Raw genomic sequence first — 17,293 nt, 5'->3', positions numbered from 1 at the left:
TCCGCACTCCAACCGGTGGGCAGATCTTTTTGCCCAAACGCTGAGAATAATCGACCAAGCCAACTCAAAATTCACGTTGTTGTATAGACGGAGCCTCGGCGGCGGAAACGCTGAGCTGAACCGAAGCGGTGGACGTCCATCGGGAGGTGGATGGCGGCTTTCGGCTTGCAAGGGAGAGGGGCAGCTTCCGCCTTGCCCGCGCTCAAAGCATCAACCCGGCCGCCAAAGGCAGCCACCTCTCGGACGTCAATTGATGCTCATGGTTTAAAGGCAACCCTGTTGCCGCGTTAACGCTTTGCCTGTGGTTGAGTAATCACAAGTTGGCTTTTGCGAACGCCGGTGTAGAATTCGGGCCAGCAGGAACGTGCGGTTTGGTGTCCGGTACAAATTTATATGAACCGGCGTCCGCTCTTCCGAATCATTTCGACCACGTATTGGTCGCGATACCGCGCTCTTAATACCGGCGAATTTGTAGCCCAAATTGCTGCCCACTTTTTAGAGCTTCGCGTCGGATTCCGTTTTATCCCCTTCGGTGCGGCCGGATGGCGATCCAACGCTAACCGCGGGCGAGATGTTCTCAGGCATGTGGGCGACGTTTCGCTGCCGTACTTGGGTGCTACGCCCAGTCTGTTCCTCTGCAACGTATTGATAAATATGTTATTTAAGCTATAATGAATGATGGCGGCGGGCCCGACAAAGGTTTCGATTTGCTGGCCAGGAACGACGGGCGAAACGGGCAGGCGCGGCGAAAGCCCTGGAGGAACTGGTGGGCCCGGAGGGACTCGAACCCCCAACCAAGCGGTTATGAGCCGCCGGCTCTAACCATTGAGCTACAGGCCCGGAGACAGCATAGCTGCCGTGTCCGGCGCAATGGTTCCCCGGAACGTTTTTCGCTCTAACGCAATTCTTCTGCGGTCACAAGGGACTGCCGCAATAGCTTCACAATCAATCGGCAAGACGTCAATTGAGACTTCACAATCAGGGAGTGAAACACCGTGCTGCCGAACACCAGAACAATCGCCTTCAGCCTTCTGCTTGGCCTTACGGCCGCAGGTGCCATGGCGCTGCCGGCGCTGGCCGCTGATTCGCAGCCGCGCGAGGCCGTGATTTCCGTTAGCGGCGAGGGGCAGGCAAGCGTCGCGCCCGACATGGCGGTCCTCAGCCTTTCCGTCGTGAAACAGGCAAAGACCGCACGTGAAGCGCTCAACGAAAACAACAAGTCGATGAGCGACGTCCTTGCCGCGTTGAAGAAGGCGGGCATCGCGGAGCGGGATCTCCAGACTTCAGGCTTTTCGGTGCAGCCGCAATTCAGCTATCCACAGTCCAACGACGGTCAGCCTCAGACCCCGCAGTTGGTGGGCTACCAGGTGTCCAACTCGTTGAGCGTGCGCGTCCGCGACCTGTCCAAGCTCGGTGCAATTCTCGACGAAGCCGTCACACTCGGCGTCAATCAGGGGGGCGATATTCAGTTCACGAACGACAAGCCGGAGACGGCGATGGAGGAGGCCCGCAAGAATGCGGTCGCCAACGCCATCGAGAAGGCGAAGACCCTCGCCGCGGCGGCCGATGTCAAGCTCGGGCGGGTGATCGAGATCAGTGAAACGTCGCCGCGTCCACAGCCGGTTCCCGTCGCACGGGCTGCGATGATGAAGGAGACGGCCGACTCGGCGGTGCCCATCCAGGGCGGTGAAACCAGCTACAACATTACCGTCAACGTGACGTTTTCGATCGCGCAGTGATCGCAAGGCAGCGTGACTGCCGTTAATTTTATAGCGAGTAGGCCATTGATATTCTTTGCAAATTCAATGGCCTGTTTGTTTTTGCTGGGCGCGGTGGAGCCTCTGGGCTACAAAACGCTTTATCACGCATATATTACACTATAACATTGATCGTGTTTTCGGTCCGCAGGGGAATTCTGAGTTCTGTTTCCCATGTTCCTGCTGGCCGAAGAGGAGGAATGGCACTAGCCCTAAAGAGGAGACAGACATGACGAATGCCTTGCCGCCGCTTCACAATGGACACGCCCCGTTCACCCTTCAGGAACTCTTCCGCGAAGCCCTCTATGCCTTCGAAGAGTGGGATACGGAACTTACAGAACCAATCGTCACTTTCGAAGGACGCGTTGTACCCATCAGCCAGGTCTTCGAAGCGATGCGTCTGTGCGACGATATCGTTCCGATGAACATCGTCGGGGCCGTCACCGAACGGCTTACCAAGCCATGGGAGGGCGAAGGACCGCTCGACCAGATGAGCTTCTCCACCGCCGCCCGCGTCATGGGCGTACTCGTCCGCAAGCGCCTGCTTGCAAACGGCACGCCTGATATCGTCGCCGTTGCGGAACAGACCACCGAGCGCCGTTCCGGCAATTGAATTGGTGGATTGCGGTCATAGGCCGCAATCCCACTTCCCAAACGAAAATTGCTATAGTTCGAAAGCTTCCTTGAGGCCGACGCTCTTGCGTTCGCGCAGATCTAGGTCTGCTTCGATGTGCGCGATGTGGTGCAGCATCAGCCTGCACGCCTCGTCGAGATCGTTTCGCTCAATCGCGGCGACGATGTCGCCATGCTCGGAATGGCCGCAACTCGATATCGTCGACTGGCCGTAAAGGGCGATCACCAGCGACGAGCGGGCAACCAATTCATCCATGAAACGCTGCATGATGGCGTTGCCGGATATTGAGGCAAGCGTCAGGTGAAAGTCGCCGGAAGCTTTGATCTCGGCCCGCCGTGCTGTCTGGCCCCGCTCGCTGATCAGTCGGCCTTCCTCGAGCAGCAATTGCCTCAGGTGCTGGATCTGTGAAGGCTTAATTCTGGCTGCCGCCTCGCGCAAAATTCCTGGCTCGACCAGGCGGCGGGCAGCAAATATCTGGCGTGCTTCCTCCGGCGAGGGGTAGGCGACGAACGCCCCACGATTCTTTTCAACGCTGACAAGGCCCTCGTAGGAAAGCGCCTGCAGGGCGGCGCGAGCAAGCGTCCGGCTGACATTGAAAAGGTTGCCGACATCACCCTCCGACAGCTTCGTTCCCGGCGACAGGCGCCGCTCCACGATCGCATCGCGGATCGCGTCGCGGATCTGTTGTGCGCCTGTATCGGCTGAATCGTCTGCGGTCTGCAGGGCGGTTGCGGTGGGCTTCATGAACTCGGATACCTTCTGACCGGGAAATGATATCTGCGTTTCGCGCAAAAGTTAAATGGAATTTGCGCGCAAAGTGACGGCTAAATTGTATACGATCATTTGCACGAATTGCGAACAATAGCCTATTTTGTGTGCATATCGGCACGTTGCCTGAATTCTGAAATGCGCCGCAATCTTGGTAGCAAGTCCTTGATTTGCCGACGCTGGATGCGCTGCAATAGAAACTGGCACGGCGGATGCATTGGCTTTCTCAAACAGAGGAAGACCAATGTCAAAAGCCGCAGAGATAGATATCGTATCCATTTCCAAGGTGTATGGCGCCACCACGGCGGTTAATTCCATTAGCCTGAAGATTCCGGCCGGTTCCTACTGCTGCTTTCTCGGGCCTTCCGGCTGCGGCAAGACGTCGACGCTGCGCATGATTGCCGGACACGAAAGCATTTCCTCCGGCGATGTCAGGCTTGGCAACACGGTCGTCACCGACTTTCCGCCGGCCCAGCGCGGCACGGCGATGATGTTTCAGTCCTACGCGCTGTTTCCGCATCTTGACCTCGTCGACAACGTTGCCTTCAGCTTGAAGATGAAGGGCGTCGAGAAGGAAGAGCGTCGCGCCAAGGCGCTCGAGATGCTGAAGCTGATGCATATGGACGCCTATGCGACGCGGCGGCCTGCGCAGCTTTCCGGCGGCCAGCAGCAGCGCGTGGCGCTGGCGCGTGCGCTGATCACCGATCCCGAAGCGCTGCTTCTCGACGAGCCGCTGTCGGCGCTCGATCCGTTTCTGAAGATCCGTATGCGGGCAGAACTGAAGAAGCTGCAGAAGACGCTCGGCATTACCTTCGTCCACGTCACGCACAGCCAGGAAGAGGCGATGGCGCTGGCCGATATCATCGTCATCATGAACGACGGCAAGATCGAGCAGGCGGCAACCCCGCGCAAGGTGTTTGAGGAGCCCGCCACCGCTTTCGTCGCACGCTTCATGGGCGATCATAACGTCCTGTCCGGTCGCGTCGTCTCCTCGCAGGATGGCGTCACGACGCTTGAGGTGCGGGAGGGACAGACCTTTGCGGTGCGCGGCAACGGTAGGCAGATCGGCGAGGGTGTCGACATCGGCATCCGCACCGATCGCGTGCGCCTCGACACGGCCGCCGACAAGACGCTCGGCTTCAACGGCCTCGTCTCCAACATCGAATATCGCGGCGCGTCGGTGAAGATCACCGTTGTCGGCGCGGGTAGTGACGACTTCACGGTCATCGCGAATGACGGCGACTACTTCGCCAAGCCCGTATCGGTCGGCGATGCGGTGTCTCTGAGTTGGGCTCTGGAGGACGCGGTCCTCCTTGGCCGTGCATGAACCTCACCAGCAAAAAGAAGGGGAACTGACATGACAACCGAAAAGAAGACGACCAAGACGGCAGCGGGGATTTCCCGCCGCAGCCTGCTCAAGACCGGCGCCGCCGCCATCGGTGCCGCCGCCGGCTCCGGCCTGATCACGGGCTTTCCGACCATCTGGGCGCAGTCGAACATCACGCTTCGCCAGTTCGGCACCGGCGTTTCGAACATCAACGCCATTGCCGAGCAGTGCAAGAAGGACCTCGGCATCACGCTCGAGATGACCGCGACCGACTCCGACGCCGCTGCCCAGCGCGCCGTGACCCAGCCCGACAGCTACGACATCGCTGACATCGAATACTGGATCCTGAAGAAGGTCTATCCGACTGGCGTCATCCAGCCGATGGACGTCAAGAAGCTGAAGTACTACGACAAGGTCGTTCCGCTGTTTAAGACCGGCAAGCTGAAGCCGGACAGCGTCATCGCTCAGGGCACGGCGCCGCACACGGTCGGCTACGTCGAGAGCGCGGATGCCAAGACCTTCGCCAAGGGCGAGACCGAACTCTTCACCATGATGCCGACGATCTACAATGCCGATACGCTCGGCATTCGCCCGGATCTCGTCGGTCGCGATATTACCACCTGGGCCGATATCATGGATCCGAAGTTCAAGGGCAAGACCTCGATCCTTAACATCCCGTCGATCGGCATCATGGATGCCGCGATGATCATGGAAGCGCTCGGCAACATCAAGTATGCCGACAAGGGCAACATGACCAAGGAAGAGATCGACAAGACGATCGAGTTCCTGATCAAGGCCAAGCAGGACGGCCAGTTCCGTGCCTTCTGGAAGAGCTTCGACGAGTCGGTCAACCTGATGGCATCAGGCGAAGTCGTCATCCAGTCCATGTGGTCGCCGGCCGTTGCCGCCGTCCGCTCCAAGGGCATCGCCTGCAAGTATCAGCCGCTCAAGGAAGGCTATCGTTCGTGGGGCGGCGGTCTCGGCCTCGCTTCGCACCTTAAGGGCGCGCAGCTCGACGCCGCTTACGAGTACATCAACTGGTACACCTCCGGCTGGGTCGGTGGTTATCTCAACCGCCAGGGCTACTACTCGGCCTGCATGGAGACGGCCAAGAAGTTCATGACCGCCGATGAATGGGGTTACTGGATCGAAGGCAAGCCGGCGCAAGGCGATATTCTCTCGCCGGAAGGCAAGGTCATGGAGAAGGCCGGCGCCGTTCGCGACGGTGGTTCGTTCGAAGAGCGCATGGGTCACGTCGCGTGCTGGAACTCCGTCATGGACGAAGACCGCTACATGGTTCGCCGCTGGAACGAATTCATCGCCGCTTAAGGCGAACCGCTTCTGCCAGGCCCTCTCCCCAGTTCCTTTGGGGAGAGGGCGTCAACAACGGAGAGACCGGAACATGGCGACGATCGCGTCTTCGCAGGCCGAGCAACAATCGGAACAGATAAGCCGTCGAAGAATCGGATGTCCGGCATGGGCAGCTTCTTATCTGCAGGCGACGCCGCTGATCCTCATTCTCGGCTTCTTCTTCATCCTGCCGATCGCCATGATCGCGGTTGTCAGTTTCTGGGATTACGATTTTGCGGGTCTCTATCCGGCCTTTCTGACCATGAACTACACCGACACGCTCGGTTCATGGGTTACTTGGAAAACCTATCTCAACACCCTGAAATTCACGGTGATCGTCTGGGGCTTGACGCTCTTCATCGGCTTCTGGGTCGCCTATTTCCTCGCCTTCCATGTCCGCCGGACGACTACGCAGATGATCCTGTTTCTCGTCTGCACCGTGCCGTTCATGACGTCGAACATCATCCGTATGATCTCCTGGATTCCGGTGCTTGGTCGCAACGGGTTGGTCAACTCGGCGCTGGTGCAAATGGGCATCGTGCCGCAGCCGATCGAATGGCTGCTCTATTCCGATTTCGCCGTCGTTCTCGCGATGGTGCATCTTTACACGCTGTTCATGGTCACGCCGATCTTCAACACGCTGATGCGCATCGATCGCTCGCTGTTCGAGGCGGCGCGTGATGCCGGCGCCAGCGGCTGGCAGATCCTCTGGAATGTCGTGTTGCCGCTTGCAAAGCCCGGCATGGCGATCGGGACGATCTTCGTCGTCACCCTCGTCATGGCCGATTTCTCGACGGTGCAGGTCATGTCCGGCGGGCAGAGCGCTTCGGTGGCGCTGATGATGAAGAACCAGATGTCGTTGCTGCAATATCCGGCGGCTGCCGCAAGTGCCGTCGTGCTGCTGGTCGTCGTCCTCCTGATGGTCGCTGCGATCCTGCGCATCGTCGATATCCGCAAGGAGCTGTGAGATGAACCACGAGAAGCGCACCTTCGAATTCTATGTGCTCGCGGCCTTTTTCCTCGTCTTCGTGCTGTTCCTGTATGGGCCACTGTCGGCGATCTTGATCCTTTCCTTCCAGGGGCCAGACGGCGGCCTGACGTTCCCGCTCAACGGCGTTTCCGTTCACTGGTTCTACAACCTTTTCGAGAAGCAGGCGGTGGGCGATTTCGGTGCTTCGTTCCGCCGATCGTTTACGCTGGGTCTGATGGTGATGGTCGTCACCGTCGTCGTCTCGCTGCTGGCGGGGCTGGCGTTTCGCCGCCGCTTCCGCGGATCGACCGTGCTTTTCTATGCGACCGTCGCAAGTCTCGTGGTGCCATCGATCATCATTTCGCTTGGGATCGGCGTGGTCTTTCAGCAGGGCGGGCTGAAGCCGGCCTGGTACTCCTCTGCCTTCGGCGCGCATCTGACATGGACGCTGCCGTTTGGCGTGCTCATCATGTTTGCCGTCTTCAACCGCTTCTCGCCGGCCTATGAAGAGGCGGCGCGCGATCTCGGGGCGACTTCCTGGCAGACCTTCCGTCATGTCGTGCTGCCGATGATTGCGCCGAGCCTGATCGGCGTCGGCCTTTTCGGCTTCACGCTCTCCTATGACGAATTCGCTCGTACGCTGATGACATCGGGCAGCTACAACACGCTGCCGCTCGAAATCTACGGCATGACCACCAACGTCACGACGCCGGTGCTCTATGCGCTGGGCACTGTGACGACGCTGTTTTCCTTCACCATCATTCTCGTCGCGCTCGGCATCATGCTCATGCTGCGCCGGCGCCAGGCAAAGACAAGCTGACCCTATGCGCATTCTTTTGGTCAATCCCAATACGACGACATCCATGACCGAGAAGGCGGCCGTTGCCGCCCGCGCGGTCGCGGCCGCCGGCACCGATATCATCGCCGCCACCTCTCGCATGGGGCCGGTCTCGATCGAGGGGCATTATGACGGTGCGCTAGCAATCCCCGGGCTTCTCGCCGAACTGAAGGAGCGGAGGACCGACGGTTATGATGCCGCCGTCGTCGCCTGTTTCGACGATACGGGCCTGGATGCTGCCCGGACCTTTGCCGATGTGCCGGTTCTCGGGCTTTGCGAGTCCGCGGTCGCCACGGCCGGATTCCTGGCGCAGCGGTTTACTGTGGTGACGACGCTGGAGCGCTCGCGGGTCCTGATCGACAATCTGGTGCGGCGCTACGGCATGGGCGGACGTGCGAAGGTGCGGGCCTCGGATATCCCCGTCCTCGAGCTCGATGACCCTGCGTCGGGTGCCATCGGCAAGCTGCGGGCCGAGATCGAACGAGCGCTTTGCGAAGATGGCGCGGAAGCGATTGTGCTCGGCTGCGCAGGCATGACCGATCTGGCGCGCGAGCTGCAGGATATTTACGGCGTGCCTGTTGTCGACGGGGTGGCCGCGGCGGTCAAGCAGGCGGAAGCGCTGGTGTCGCTCGGCTTGTCAACCAGCAAGCGCGGCTCGTATGCATCTCCTTTGGCCAAACCCTATACAGGCGCGATGGGCGCTTTTGGGCCGATAAGGGCGGCAGGCTGATCCATGTCGGTCTCTTTCGATTTCGAGATGCTCACCGAGCGCGAGCGCTACAAGCTGATGATCGCTACGATCATTCCACGGCCGATCGCGCTGGTGACGACAGTGGACGAGCATGGCCGCATCAATGCGGCACCCTTCAGCTTCTTCAACTGCCTGTCCGCCGATCCGCCGATCCTGGCGCTCGGCGTCGAGAACAACCCGGATATGTCTTTCAAGGATACTGGCCACAACATCCGCATGACCGAGGTCTTCACAGTCAACATCGTGTCTTTTGCCATCGCCGAAGCGATGCATGTCTGCGGGTCGAAATATCCGCGTGGTGTCGACGAATTGAAGGAGGCGGGACTGACGGCGATGCCTGGCCAGAAGGTAGCCTCGCCATGGATCGCGGAAGCCCCAGCAGCCTTCGAGTGCAGGCGCCACGTCACGCTGGAGCTCGGGAAGTCGCGGCAGATCATCATGGGTGAAATCGTCTATGCGCACTATCGCGACGGCGTCGTTGACCCCGACCGGCTGCGCGTCGATCCCGCAGAGATCGATGCCATTGCGCGTCTTGGCGGTGATACCTGTTCGACGATCCGCGACCGCTTCGAAATGCTGACGCCCAAATTGTAAGCTCCCGGGCATCGCCACGATTCCGCTTTACTTTTCCATTCCGCTTGCATTTGTTCAGGAAAAAGCATTGCAGGAGAGGAAGCACCCGTGACCATGCCCGACGAAGACCTCAACCGGATCGCAGAACAGGAAGAGGTGTTGAGTTTCGACGCCTTCGATCTCACGACCGCATGGCAGCTCGGCAAGCTCCTGCAGGAGCTTGGAACCGAGCGCGGTCTCGGCATCGCGATTGATGTCACGCTGCATTCAATGCCGGTCTTTTATGCTGCTCTCCCCGGCGTCACGCCTGACAACGTTCAATGGGTGCGGCGCAAACGCAATCTGGTGCTGCGCTATTTCAGGAGCAGCTATGCGATCGGTCTCGATCTCAAGCAGAAGGGCAAGACGGTTGCCGACAATGGTCTCGCCGATGCCGATTATGCTCCGCACGGCGGCAGCTTCCCGATCAATGTGAAGGGTACTGGTTGCATCGGCGCTGTCACCGTATCTGGCCTGCCGCAACGGGACGACCACAATCTTGCGGTCGAGGCGCTGGCACTGATGCTGGCGAAGGACATCGAAGCACTTCGCCTGGCATGACTGCGGTTTCGCCTGGTGTGTTTTGACACACCAGGTTTACGCTACGAGCAATTTTCTTGAATGGGGCGGACGGCTGCAGTCGAGCGAGCCGACGTAGACAACCTCGTTCGCGGCAGAGCTCAGTTTCCACTCGAGCCGAGTATCGCATCTTCCAACCATAGGTTAGAGAACGTCCGTTCCGGATCCATCCTGTCTCGAAGGCGGACAAACTCGGGAAGCTTTTCATATTTGGCCCCGATGTGACGCCGGGTGAAGACCTTACCCCAGTGCGGCAGGGCCATGAAACGCGACAGGGTCTGCTCAATGTGCTCCACAGCCGCGTTCACGGCCTCCTGATCCCGAATCCAGGTAAAGTGGATCGACAGGGTGTCGCGGTGATATTGAGGACTGAGCCACAACTCATCCGCTGCGACCGTTCGGAATTCCGCTGCTTGCACCAGATGCGCAAACCTTTCACGGATTGACAGCAACGCGTCGATGGCGGCCACTCCATATTCCCGTGGAAGGTGGAACTCGGACTGTATCTCCTCACCACTGCTGGGCGTGAACCCCATCTTGAAGTGCGGGAGCCTATCGGACCATCGGCCATACTGCCCCAACTGTTCCGTGGAATTTTGCGCATCCAATCCGCTTATGGGATGCCTCTTGACCATCGCTCGTGCTGCGCCATAGATGGCGGCGGGCCATTCATTGGCTGATGCTGTTCTCTTGACCCAAATCGATCCCGCTTGTTGACCCCATTGCGTGAACACGCTCACGCTGTAGCCTGCGGCCATGATCTCATCGAGGTTGGCCAACAGCTTGTCCCAGGTCAATCCTTCGTAGACGCACTGCGCGACCTGAAACTCTGGCTGGACGTCAAGCGTTACGCGCGTAACGACGCCAAGCGCGCCCAGATGCACCACCATTCCCGGGAAATCGGCATCGCCGCGTGCCACGTTTACGAGGCGGCCGTCGCCTGAAACAATTTCGAGCCCGGAAACCGCAGTTGCCAGATTGCCGTTCCCGTTGCCTGACCCATGCGTTGCCGTGGCAATTGCTCCGGCGATCGAAATATGCGGCAACGAGGCTAGATTATGAACGGCCAGATGATGGCGATGGAGGAAAAGCGCAAGCTCTCCGTAGGTGCAATGAGCGCCTATGGAAACCTGTGTTCCATCGCCTTCGATGACAGGGTTGATCGGTAGCTCGGCAAGCGACAGGGCAACTTCACCATCGGCGATTGCATTGAATGAGTGGCCTGAGCCCACGGCCTTTATCTTTGGCGATCGGGCCACGATTTCGCAAACCGCATCCATAGAAGACGGGTAGAGGCAGTCTCGAAAGCCATAGGAAAAGCTTGCCGCCCAATTGGTCGTTGGAATCCGCCTCATAAACCAAACCTCGTACCGATTTGTTTCTCTATTGCACAGCCATTCCACGCGCGTCGTCGTTTGCGCCGGTGCGCCGCATCGAACCCTCCGCTCAAGTCACGGCACCGACGCGATATCACTTGAAATGATAGTCCAGCGCCATTGAGGTGGCGCTCGCTTCAAATCAGATCTTGCCGCCCGCTTCGGGAATGACCTTGGTCAGGCTGCCGGTTGCCGGGAAGAGGGGGATCAGGCAGGCCTGCAGGGCGTGGTAGATGTCGCCCTTGCCAGGGAAGATCGTATGGGCAGGCACTAGGTCTTCCGTTAGCTCCTCATGCCAGCCGCCATTCTTGTGATCGATGAAGGAGCGCTCGATCACGTTCCAGATCCTGCGGTAGTGCTCCTCGTGATAGTCACTCGGCAGATGTTCGTTCAGGAAATGCGCGGCGCCGGCACCCTCGCAAGCAGGCCACCACAGTTTGTTGCGTTTGGCGGGCTTGTCTTGCCAGTCGAGCGTATAGAAGAAGCCGCCCTTATTGTCGTCCCAGCCGAGGGCGATCGACTGCGAGAACAGGCTCTTGGCCGCATCCGGCATCCAGTCATGCTTCTTGTTGCCGAGCACCCAGAGTTGAAGAATGAGACGGGTCCATTCCAGCCAATGGCCGGGGGTAGTACCTGCAGGGCGGAACATTTCGTTCGGATGATAGTAGTCCTTGTCGAGGCCCCAATCGGTGCTGAAGTGCTCGGCGACGCGCCAGCCGACAGAACCGGCTGCGCGACGGATGACGAGGTCGGCAATGCTTTCGGCCTTGGCCAGATAGTCGCGGTTACCAGTTGCCTCGAAGGCAGCCATCAGCGCTTCGGTCAGGTGCATGTTGGAGTTCTGGCCGCGGTAGTTGCCGCCGTCGAGCGGTTGCCAGTCGGCAGTAAACTCCTCGGCGATGGCGCCGTGCGTGGCTTCCCAGAACTTGGTGTTCAGGACGTCGGTGATGTCGGCAAGCATGCCGTCGGCAAGCGGATGGCCAACCGTCTTGGCAGAGGAGGCTGCAAGCAGGACGAAGGCATGGCCGTAGCCCTGCTTGTTTGAATCGACGGGGCCGTTGTCGTCGAGTGACCAGAAGTAGCCACCGTTCTTGGTGTCGCGGTGATGCTTCCAGATGTACTGCATACCGTGATCCACGACGCCGGCGGCACCGGGACGGCCGAGGAGGGTGCCGATCGCAAAGCAGTGAACGGCCCGGGAGGCTATATGGATCGGGCGGACCTGGCCGGCGGCATTGAGCGGCTTGCCGGTGTCGTCGAGATCGAAGAAACCGCCCTTCGGGTTGACGGAGTTGTGCTGGAAGAAATCGAAGAGCCCGTTTGCCTGTGCAAGCAGCCAATTGCGGTGGTATGCGCGGGTGGTCCAGTTTCCGAGCGCGGCGTCGCCGATTGCATGTGCCATGATACTCCTCCGATTTCGTGCACAAAGCCTTCGCAACCGCCTATATAGGGGCCACCCGAGTCTGTCATCTGCCCAGCGCCGCAAAGGTGCCACATGCGAGGCATATATTGACATAAAGATATCTTTATGTGATTTGGTCAATTGGCCTGTAACGACGTCAAGGAGTCCGCCCGTGTTTGATACTCTGTTTGGTTCCGAAGGGGCAAAGCGCGACGGAAGTGAAGTGTTTGCGGCGCTCAAGAAAGCCGCCAGCGAACGCATCCTTGTTCTTGACGGTGCCATGGGCACGCAGATCCAGGGGCTGGGCTTCGATGAAGACCATTTCCGCGGCGACCGCTTCATTGGCTGTGCCTGCCACCAGAAGGGCAACAACGACCTTCTGATCCTGACGCAGCCGGATGCGATCGAAGAGATCCATTACAAATATGCCAAGGCTGGTGCCGATATTCTCGAGACGAATACGTTCTCGTCGACACGCATTGCACAGGCCGATTATGCGATGGAAGGCGAGGTTTACGCCCTCAACAAGGAAGGCGCCGAGATCGTGCGCCGTGCGGCAGTCCGCGCCGAGCGCGAGGATGGCCGCCGCCGCTTCGTCGCCGGTGCCATCGGCCCGACGAACCGCACCGCCTCGATTTCGCCCGACGTCAACAATCCGGGCTTCCGCGCCGTCAGCTTCGACGATCTGCGCATCGCCTATGGCGAGCAGATAGACGGCCTGATCGACGGCGGCGCCGACATTATCCTGATCGAGACTATCTTCGACACGCTGAACGCCAAGGCCGCAATCTTTGCCTGCGAGGAGCGCTTCGAGGCGAAGGGAATCCGCCTGCCGGTGATGATCTCGGGCACGATCACCGATCTTTCCGGCCGTACGCTGTCCGGCCAAACGCCGTCCGCCTTCTGGAATTCGGTGCGTCACGCCAATCCGTTCACGATCGGCCTCAACTGCGCGCTCGGCGCCAACGCCATGCGTCCGCACCTGCAGGAGCTGTCAGGCGTTGCCGACACCTTCATCTGCGCCTATCCGAATGCCGGCCTGCCGAACGAGTTCGGCCAGTATGACGAGACGCCGGAATTGATGGCGGCGCAGATCGAGAGCTTTGCGCGCGAAGGCCTCGTCAACATCGTTGGCGGCTGCTGCGGTTCGACGCCGGAACATATCCAGGCGATTGCCGAAGTCGTCGCCAAGTACAAGCCGCGTCCGATCCCCGAGCATCGCCCCTTTATGTCGCTGTCGGGTCTCGAGCCCTTCGAGTTGACCAAGGACATTCCGTTCGTCAACGTCGGCGAGCGCACCAACGTCACGGGTTCCGCGAGGTTCCGCAAGCTGATCACCAATGCCGACTACACGGCAGCACTCGATGTGGCGCGCGACCAGGTGGAAAACGGCGCGCAGATCATCGACATCAACATGGACGAGGGGCTGATCGATTCCGAAAGGGCGATGGTCGAGTTCCTGAACTTGATCGCGGCTGAGCCCGATATCGCTCGCGTGCCTGTCATGATCGACTCGTCGAAGTTTTCGATCATCGAATCCGGTTTGAAGCGCGTTCAGGGCAAGCCGATCGTCAACTCGATCTCGCTCAAGGAAGGCGAAGAGAACTTCCTCGCCCAGGCAAAGTTGCTGCACGCTTATGGCGCGGCCGTCGTGGTCATGGCCTTCGATGAGACGGGGCAGGCAGACAGCTACGAGCGCAAGGTCGAGATCTGCGCTCGCGCCTACAAGCTCTTGACCGAAAAGGCGGGCTTCCCGCCCGAAGACATCATCTTCGATCCGAACGTCTTTGCGGTCGCGACCGGTATCGAGGAGCACAACAATTACGGCGTCGACTTCATCGAGGCGACGCGGACGATCCGCAAGACGATGCCGCTGGTGCATATCTCAGGCGGCGTCTCGAACCTGTCCTTCTCGTTTCGCGGCAACGAGCCGGTGCGCGAGGCGATGCATGCCGTGTTCCTCTACCACGCCATCCAGGCGGGCATGGACATGGGGATCGTCAACGCCGGGCAGCTTGCCGTTTACGACCAGATCGATCCGGAACTGCGCGAAGCCTGCGAAGACGTGGTGCTGAACCGCCGCGCCGATGCGACCGAGCGGCTACTTGAGGTGGCCGAACGCTTCCGTGGCGCTGGCACAAGAGAAGCAAAGGCACAGGATCTTTCCTGGCGCGAATGGCCCGTCGCGAAGCGGCTGGAGCATGCGCTGGTCAACGGCATCACCGAATACATCGAGGCCGACACCGAGGAAGCCCGTCAGCAGGCCGCGCGGCCGCTGCACGTCATCGAAGGCCCGCTGATGGCCGGCATGAACGTGGTCGGCGATCTCTTTGGTTCCGGCAAGATGTTCCTGCCGCAGGTCGTCAAATCTGCCCGCGTAATGAAGCAGGCGGTTGCCGTGCTGCTTCCCTACATGGAGGAAGAGAAACGCCGGAACGGCGGCGACGACCGTAAGGCTGCCGGCAAGATTCTCATGGCGACCGTGAAGGGCGATGTCCACGATATCGGCAAGAACATCGTCGGTGTCGTGCTCGCCTGCAACAATTACGAGATCATCGATCTCGGCGTCATGGTACCGGCAACGAAGATCCTCGAAACGGCTGTTGCCGAGAAGGTCGATGTCATCGGTCTTTCCGGCCTGATCACGCCGTCGCTCGACGAAATGGTGCATGTCGCCGCTGAAATGGAGCGGCAGGGACTGGATCTGCCGCTGTTGATCGGCGGTGCAACGACGAGCCGCGTTCACACGGCGGTCAAGATCCATCCTGGCTATAACAAGGGGCAGGCTGTCTACGTGACGGATGCCAGCCGCGCCGTTGGTGTCGTCTCATCGCTGCTGTCGCCCGAGGGCCGCGACGGCTACGTGGCCGATATCCGCGCCGAATATGCGAAGGTGGCCGCCGCGCATGCGCGCAGCGAGGCCGAGAAGGTGCGTCTGCCGCTGGCACGAGCCCGCGAAAACGTGCAGCAGGTCGATTGGACGGCTTACAAGCCGACCAAGCCGAGCTTCCTCGGTACCAAGGTCTTCGACGGCTACGATCTCGCGAAGATCGCCAAGTACATCGACTGGACGCCGTTCTTCCAGACCTGGGAACTGCGCGGCCGTTTCCCGGCAATTCTGGAAGACGAGAAGCAGGGCGAGGCGGCACGCCAGCTGTGGGCCGATGCGCAGGCGATGCTGGCGAAGATCATCGAGGAGAAGTGGTTCCATCCGCGTGCGGTCATCGGCTTCTGGCCGGCGAACGCGGTCGGCGATGATATCCGTCTGTTCAAGGACGACAGCCGCAAGGATGAGCTTGCCACCTTCTTCACGCTGCGCCAGCAGCTGTCGAAGCGTGATGGCCGGCCGAACGTCGCACTGTCGGACTTCGTTGCACCTGTCGAAAGCGGCGTTCAGGACTATGTCGGCGGCTTCGTCGTCACGGCTGGTATCGAGGAGGTCGCGATTGCGGAACGCTTTGAACGGGCCAACGACGACTATTCGTCGATCCTCGTAAAGGCGCTGGCTGATCGCTTTGCAGAAGCCTTTGCCGAGCGCATGCACGAGCAGGTTCGCCGCGAATACTGGGGCTACGCCAAGGACGAGTATCTGAGTAACGAGCAGCTCATTACCGAGGAATACGCCGGTATCCGTCCTGCTCCGGGTTATCCGGCGCAGCCTGACCATACCGAGAAGAAGACGCTGTTCGGCTTGCTCGATGCCGAGAAGGCGGCTGGGGTGAAGCTGACTGAAAGCTACGCAATGTGGCCGGGCTCTTCCGTTTCGGGCATCTACATCGGTCACCCCGACGCTTACTACTTCGGCGTCGCCAAGGTGGAGCGGGATCAGGTCGAGGACTACGCCACCCGCAAGGGCATGGACGTTGCTGAGGTCGAGCGCTGGCTCGGCCCGGTTCTCAACTACGTGCCGCGCAAGCGTGACGAGGAAATCGAAGACGCGGCCTGATCGGCTGCGTCTTCAGTATTTGATTCAAGTGTCGGATAGATTGATTCAGGTTCTGGTCGCAACGAACTGAATCTGAATCGAAAATCGCCTCACGTGTCGGGCGCTAACTCGACAAGCAGCGCCGTTGTGTCGTCACTTTGTTTGTAGCGCGGATAGCGCAACCCCTCAGGATCAATCTCGCGTTCGAAGCGCCTGAGTTCGTCAAGCATTGGCCGCAGACCCTTCTCGCGTGCGGTGCGCACTAAGCCTGCCGAATCATAGGCCGCGTAAAGGACCGCGAGGTCCGAAAAACCGTCGCTGCAGACGATAGCGTGCGCCCTGCCTTTAATATCAAGCGGCTCGGAGACCAGGTGGTTGGCCGCCTCCGGTACGAGGCCGAGGGTCCAGACGCCGCTCTCTGGCGTATTCTGCCGCTCGCGGTGCTGGCGCAACAACGTGAGGGTCTCGGGATTGCCGAGCGCGCCACCTTCCTTCGTGATGCCGCCCGTTCGCGCAATGTGCTTTCGCGCTTGGTTCTGCTCATATTCATAGGCACCCGGGATCGCCATGTACATCGTGGCTGAGCCATCTTCTTGCAGCAGAAAGAGACAAGAGTCGCCGAGGCCGATGAAATGGAAGCCGTCGCGTGTTTGATGCAGCATGGCAAAGGCGGTCAACGGCCAGGCGTAGCGCGGCACATTCTCGTTGTGGCGGAGAAATTCCGCACGGGCTGCCAGCGACAGGCTGCGCGCAACCTGCGAGATGTCGGTGTCGCGGGTGATCTGATCTTGAAAACCGCGTGCGAAATGCCGCGCGATCCACGCGGCGTCGCTGCCTGCCTCATCCATATATTGGCGATCGCCGAGGCCCGTCGCACCATCGATGACGAAGGCGCAAGCCTCGTTGTGCCCGAAGCTGTCGTCGTTCGGCTTTGCCGGATTTCCGGGATCGGAGATGGTGTCGAGGATCCTGATGCGAGATGTCATGGGTGCAATCAATAGAGG

General features: G+C 59.9%; 13 protein-coding genes, 1 tRNA gene and 1 pseudogene. 10 read left to right on the top strand and 5 right to left on the bottom strand.

Annotation, left to right across the window (positions count from 1 at the left end):
• Positions 1 to 764 precede the first annotated feature (764 nt).
• A tRNA-Ile gene (locus FHT71_RS14630) sits at positions 765 to 840 on the bottom strand.
• Positions 841 to 1,058: 218 nt separating this feature from the next.
• On the opposite strand from FHT71_RS14630, the gene FHT71_RS14625 reads away from it, so the two are divergent.
• A complete protein-coding gene (locus FHT71_RS14625) occupies positions 1,059 to 1,739 on the top strand; it encodes an SIMPL domain-containing protein (RefSeq protein ID WP_245505485.1) in 681 nt (226 codons plus the stop codon).
• Between the two features lie 247 nt (positions 1,740 to 1,986).
• Positions 1,987 to 2,370 carry a hypothetical protein gene (locus FHT71_RS14620; protein ID WP_007802444.1) on the top strand — a complete coding sequence of 128 codons (384 nt, stop codon included), beginning with the start codon at positions 1,987 to 1,989 and terminating at the stop codon, positions 2,368 to 2,370.
• 51 nt (positions 2,371 to 2,421) lie between these two features.
• Here FHT71_RS14620 and FHT71_RS14615 read toward each other — a convergent pair whose 3' ends face one another.
• Positions 2,422 to 3,135: a GntR family transcriptional regulator gene (locus tag FHT71_RS14615; RefSeq protein WP_132590646.1), complete on the bottom strand. Its 714-nt coding sequence runs from the start codon at positions 3,133 to 3,135 to the stop codon at positions 2,422 to 2,424.
• Positions 3,136 to 3,403: 268 nt separating this feature from the next.
• On the opposite strand from FHT71_RS14615, the gene FHT71_RS14610 reads away from it, so the two are divergent.
• From FHT71_RS14610 to FHT71_RS14580, 7 genes and pseudogenes are all read left to right on the top strand, one after another.
• Positions 3,404 to 4,486 (top strand): ABC transporter ATP-binding protein, encoded by a 1,083-nt coding sequence (locus FHT71_RS14610; protein WP_132590647.1) that lies wholly within the window; start codon positions 3,404 to 3,406, stop codon positions 4,484 to 4,486.
• Between the two features lie 30 nt (positions 4,487 to 4,516).
• The gene (locus FHT71_RS14605) at positions 4,517 to 5,815 is read left to right on the top strand and encodes a PotD/PotF family extracellular solute-binding protein (protein WP_132590648.1); all 1,299 of its coding nucleotides are present in this window, start codon (positions 4,517 to 4,519) and stop codon (positions 5,813 to 5,815) included.
• A 157-nt stretch (positions 5,816 to 5,972) separates the two neighbouring features.
• Positions 5,973 to 6,803 (top strand): annotated as a pseudogene (locus FHT71_RS14600) (ABC transporter permease); the annotation flags it as partial.
• A 1-nt stretch (position 6,804) separates the two neighbouring features.
• Entirely contained in the window at positions 6,805 to 7,626 is an 822-nt protein-coding gene (locus FHT71_RS14595; RefSeq protein WP_007802433.1) for an ABC transporter permease, read from the top strand.
• 4 nt (positions 7,627 to 7,630) lie between these two features.
• Positions 7,631 to 8,374 (top strand): aspartate/glutamate racemase family protein, encoded by a 744-nt coding sequence (locus tag FHT71_RS14590; protein ID WP_183720500.1) that lies wholly within the window; start codon positions 7,631 to 7,633, stop codon positions 8,372 to 8,374.
• Between the two features lie 3 nt (positions 8,375 to 8,377).
• Positions 8,378 to 8,989 carry a flavin reductase family protein gene (locus tag FHT71_RS14585; RefSeq protein ID WP_183720497.1) on the top strand — a complete coding sequence of 204 codons (612 nt, stop codon included), beginning with the start codon at positions 8,378 to 8,380 and terminating at the stop codon, positions 8,987 to 8,989.
• A gap of 87 nt (positions 8,990 to 9,076) precedes the next feature.
• Positions 9,077 to 9,568 carry a heme-degrading domain-containing protein gene (locus FHT71_RS14580; protein WP_132590654.1) on the top strand — a complete coding sequence of 164 codons (492 nt, stop codon included), beginning with the start codon at positions 9,077 to 9,079 and terminating at the stop codon, positions 9,566 to 9,568.
• A 119-nt stretch (positions 9,569 to 9,687) separates the two neighbouring features.
• On the opposite strand, the gene FHT71_RS14575 is transcribed toward FHT71_RS14580, so the two are convergent.
• Together FHT71_RS14575 and FHT71_RS14570 are read right to left on the bottom strand one after the other, a co-directional pair.
• Positions 9,688 to 10,941, bottom strand: a complete 1,254-nt coding sequence (locus FHT71_RS14575) for a D-arabinono-1,4-lactone oxidase (RefSeq protein WP_183720533.1) — start codon at positions 10,939 to 10,941, stop codon at positions 9,688 to 9,690.
• A 163-nt stretch (positions 10,942 to 11,104) separates the two neighbouring features.
• Positions 11,105 to 12,364, bottom strand: a complete 1,260-nt coding sequence (locus tag FHT71_RS14570) for an AGE family epimerase/isomerase (RefSeq protein ID WP_183720494.1) — start codon at positions 12,362 to 12,364, stop codon at positions 11,105 to 11,107.
• Positions 12,365 to 12,536: 172 nt separating this feature from the next.
• Between FHT71_RS14570 and metH the strand changes: the two genes are divergently transcribed.
• Positions 12,537 to 16,310: a methionine synthase gene (gene metH, locus FHT71_RS14565; RefSeq protein ID WP_132590658.1), complete on the top strand. Its 3,774-nt coding sequence runs from the start codon at positions 12,537 to 12,539 to the stop codon at positions 16,308 to 16,310.
• An 89-nt stretch (positions 16,311 to 16,399) separates the two neighbouring features.
• Here the strand turns inward: metH and FHT71_RS14560 are convergent, their stop codons facing one another.
• Positions 16,400 to 17,275: a protein phosphatase 2C domain-containing protein gene (locus tag FHT71_RS14560; RefSeq protein WP_132590660.1), complete on the bottom strand. Its 876-nt coding sequence runs from the start codon at positions 17,273 to 17,275 to the stop codon at positions 16,400 to 16,402.
• Positions 17,276 to 17,293 lie beyond the last annotated feature (18 nt).

Origin of the sequence: Rhizobium sp. BK060 (assembly GCF_014193145.1) — a bacterium.
Taxonomy (GTDB): domain Bacteria; phylum Pseudomonadota; class Alphaproteobacteria; order Rhizobiales; family Rhizobiaceae; genus Rhizobium.
The sequence above is the reverse complement of the archived record's forward strand: the minus strand, read 5'-3'. Positions and strand labels throughout refer to the sequence as shown.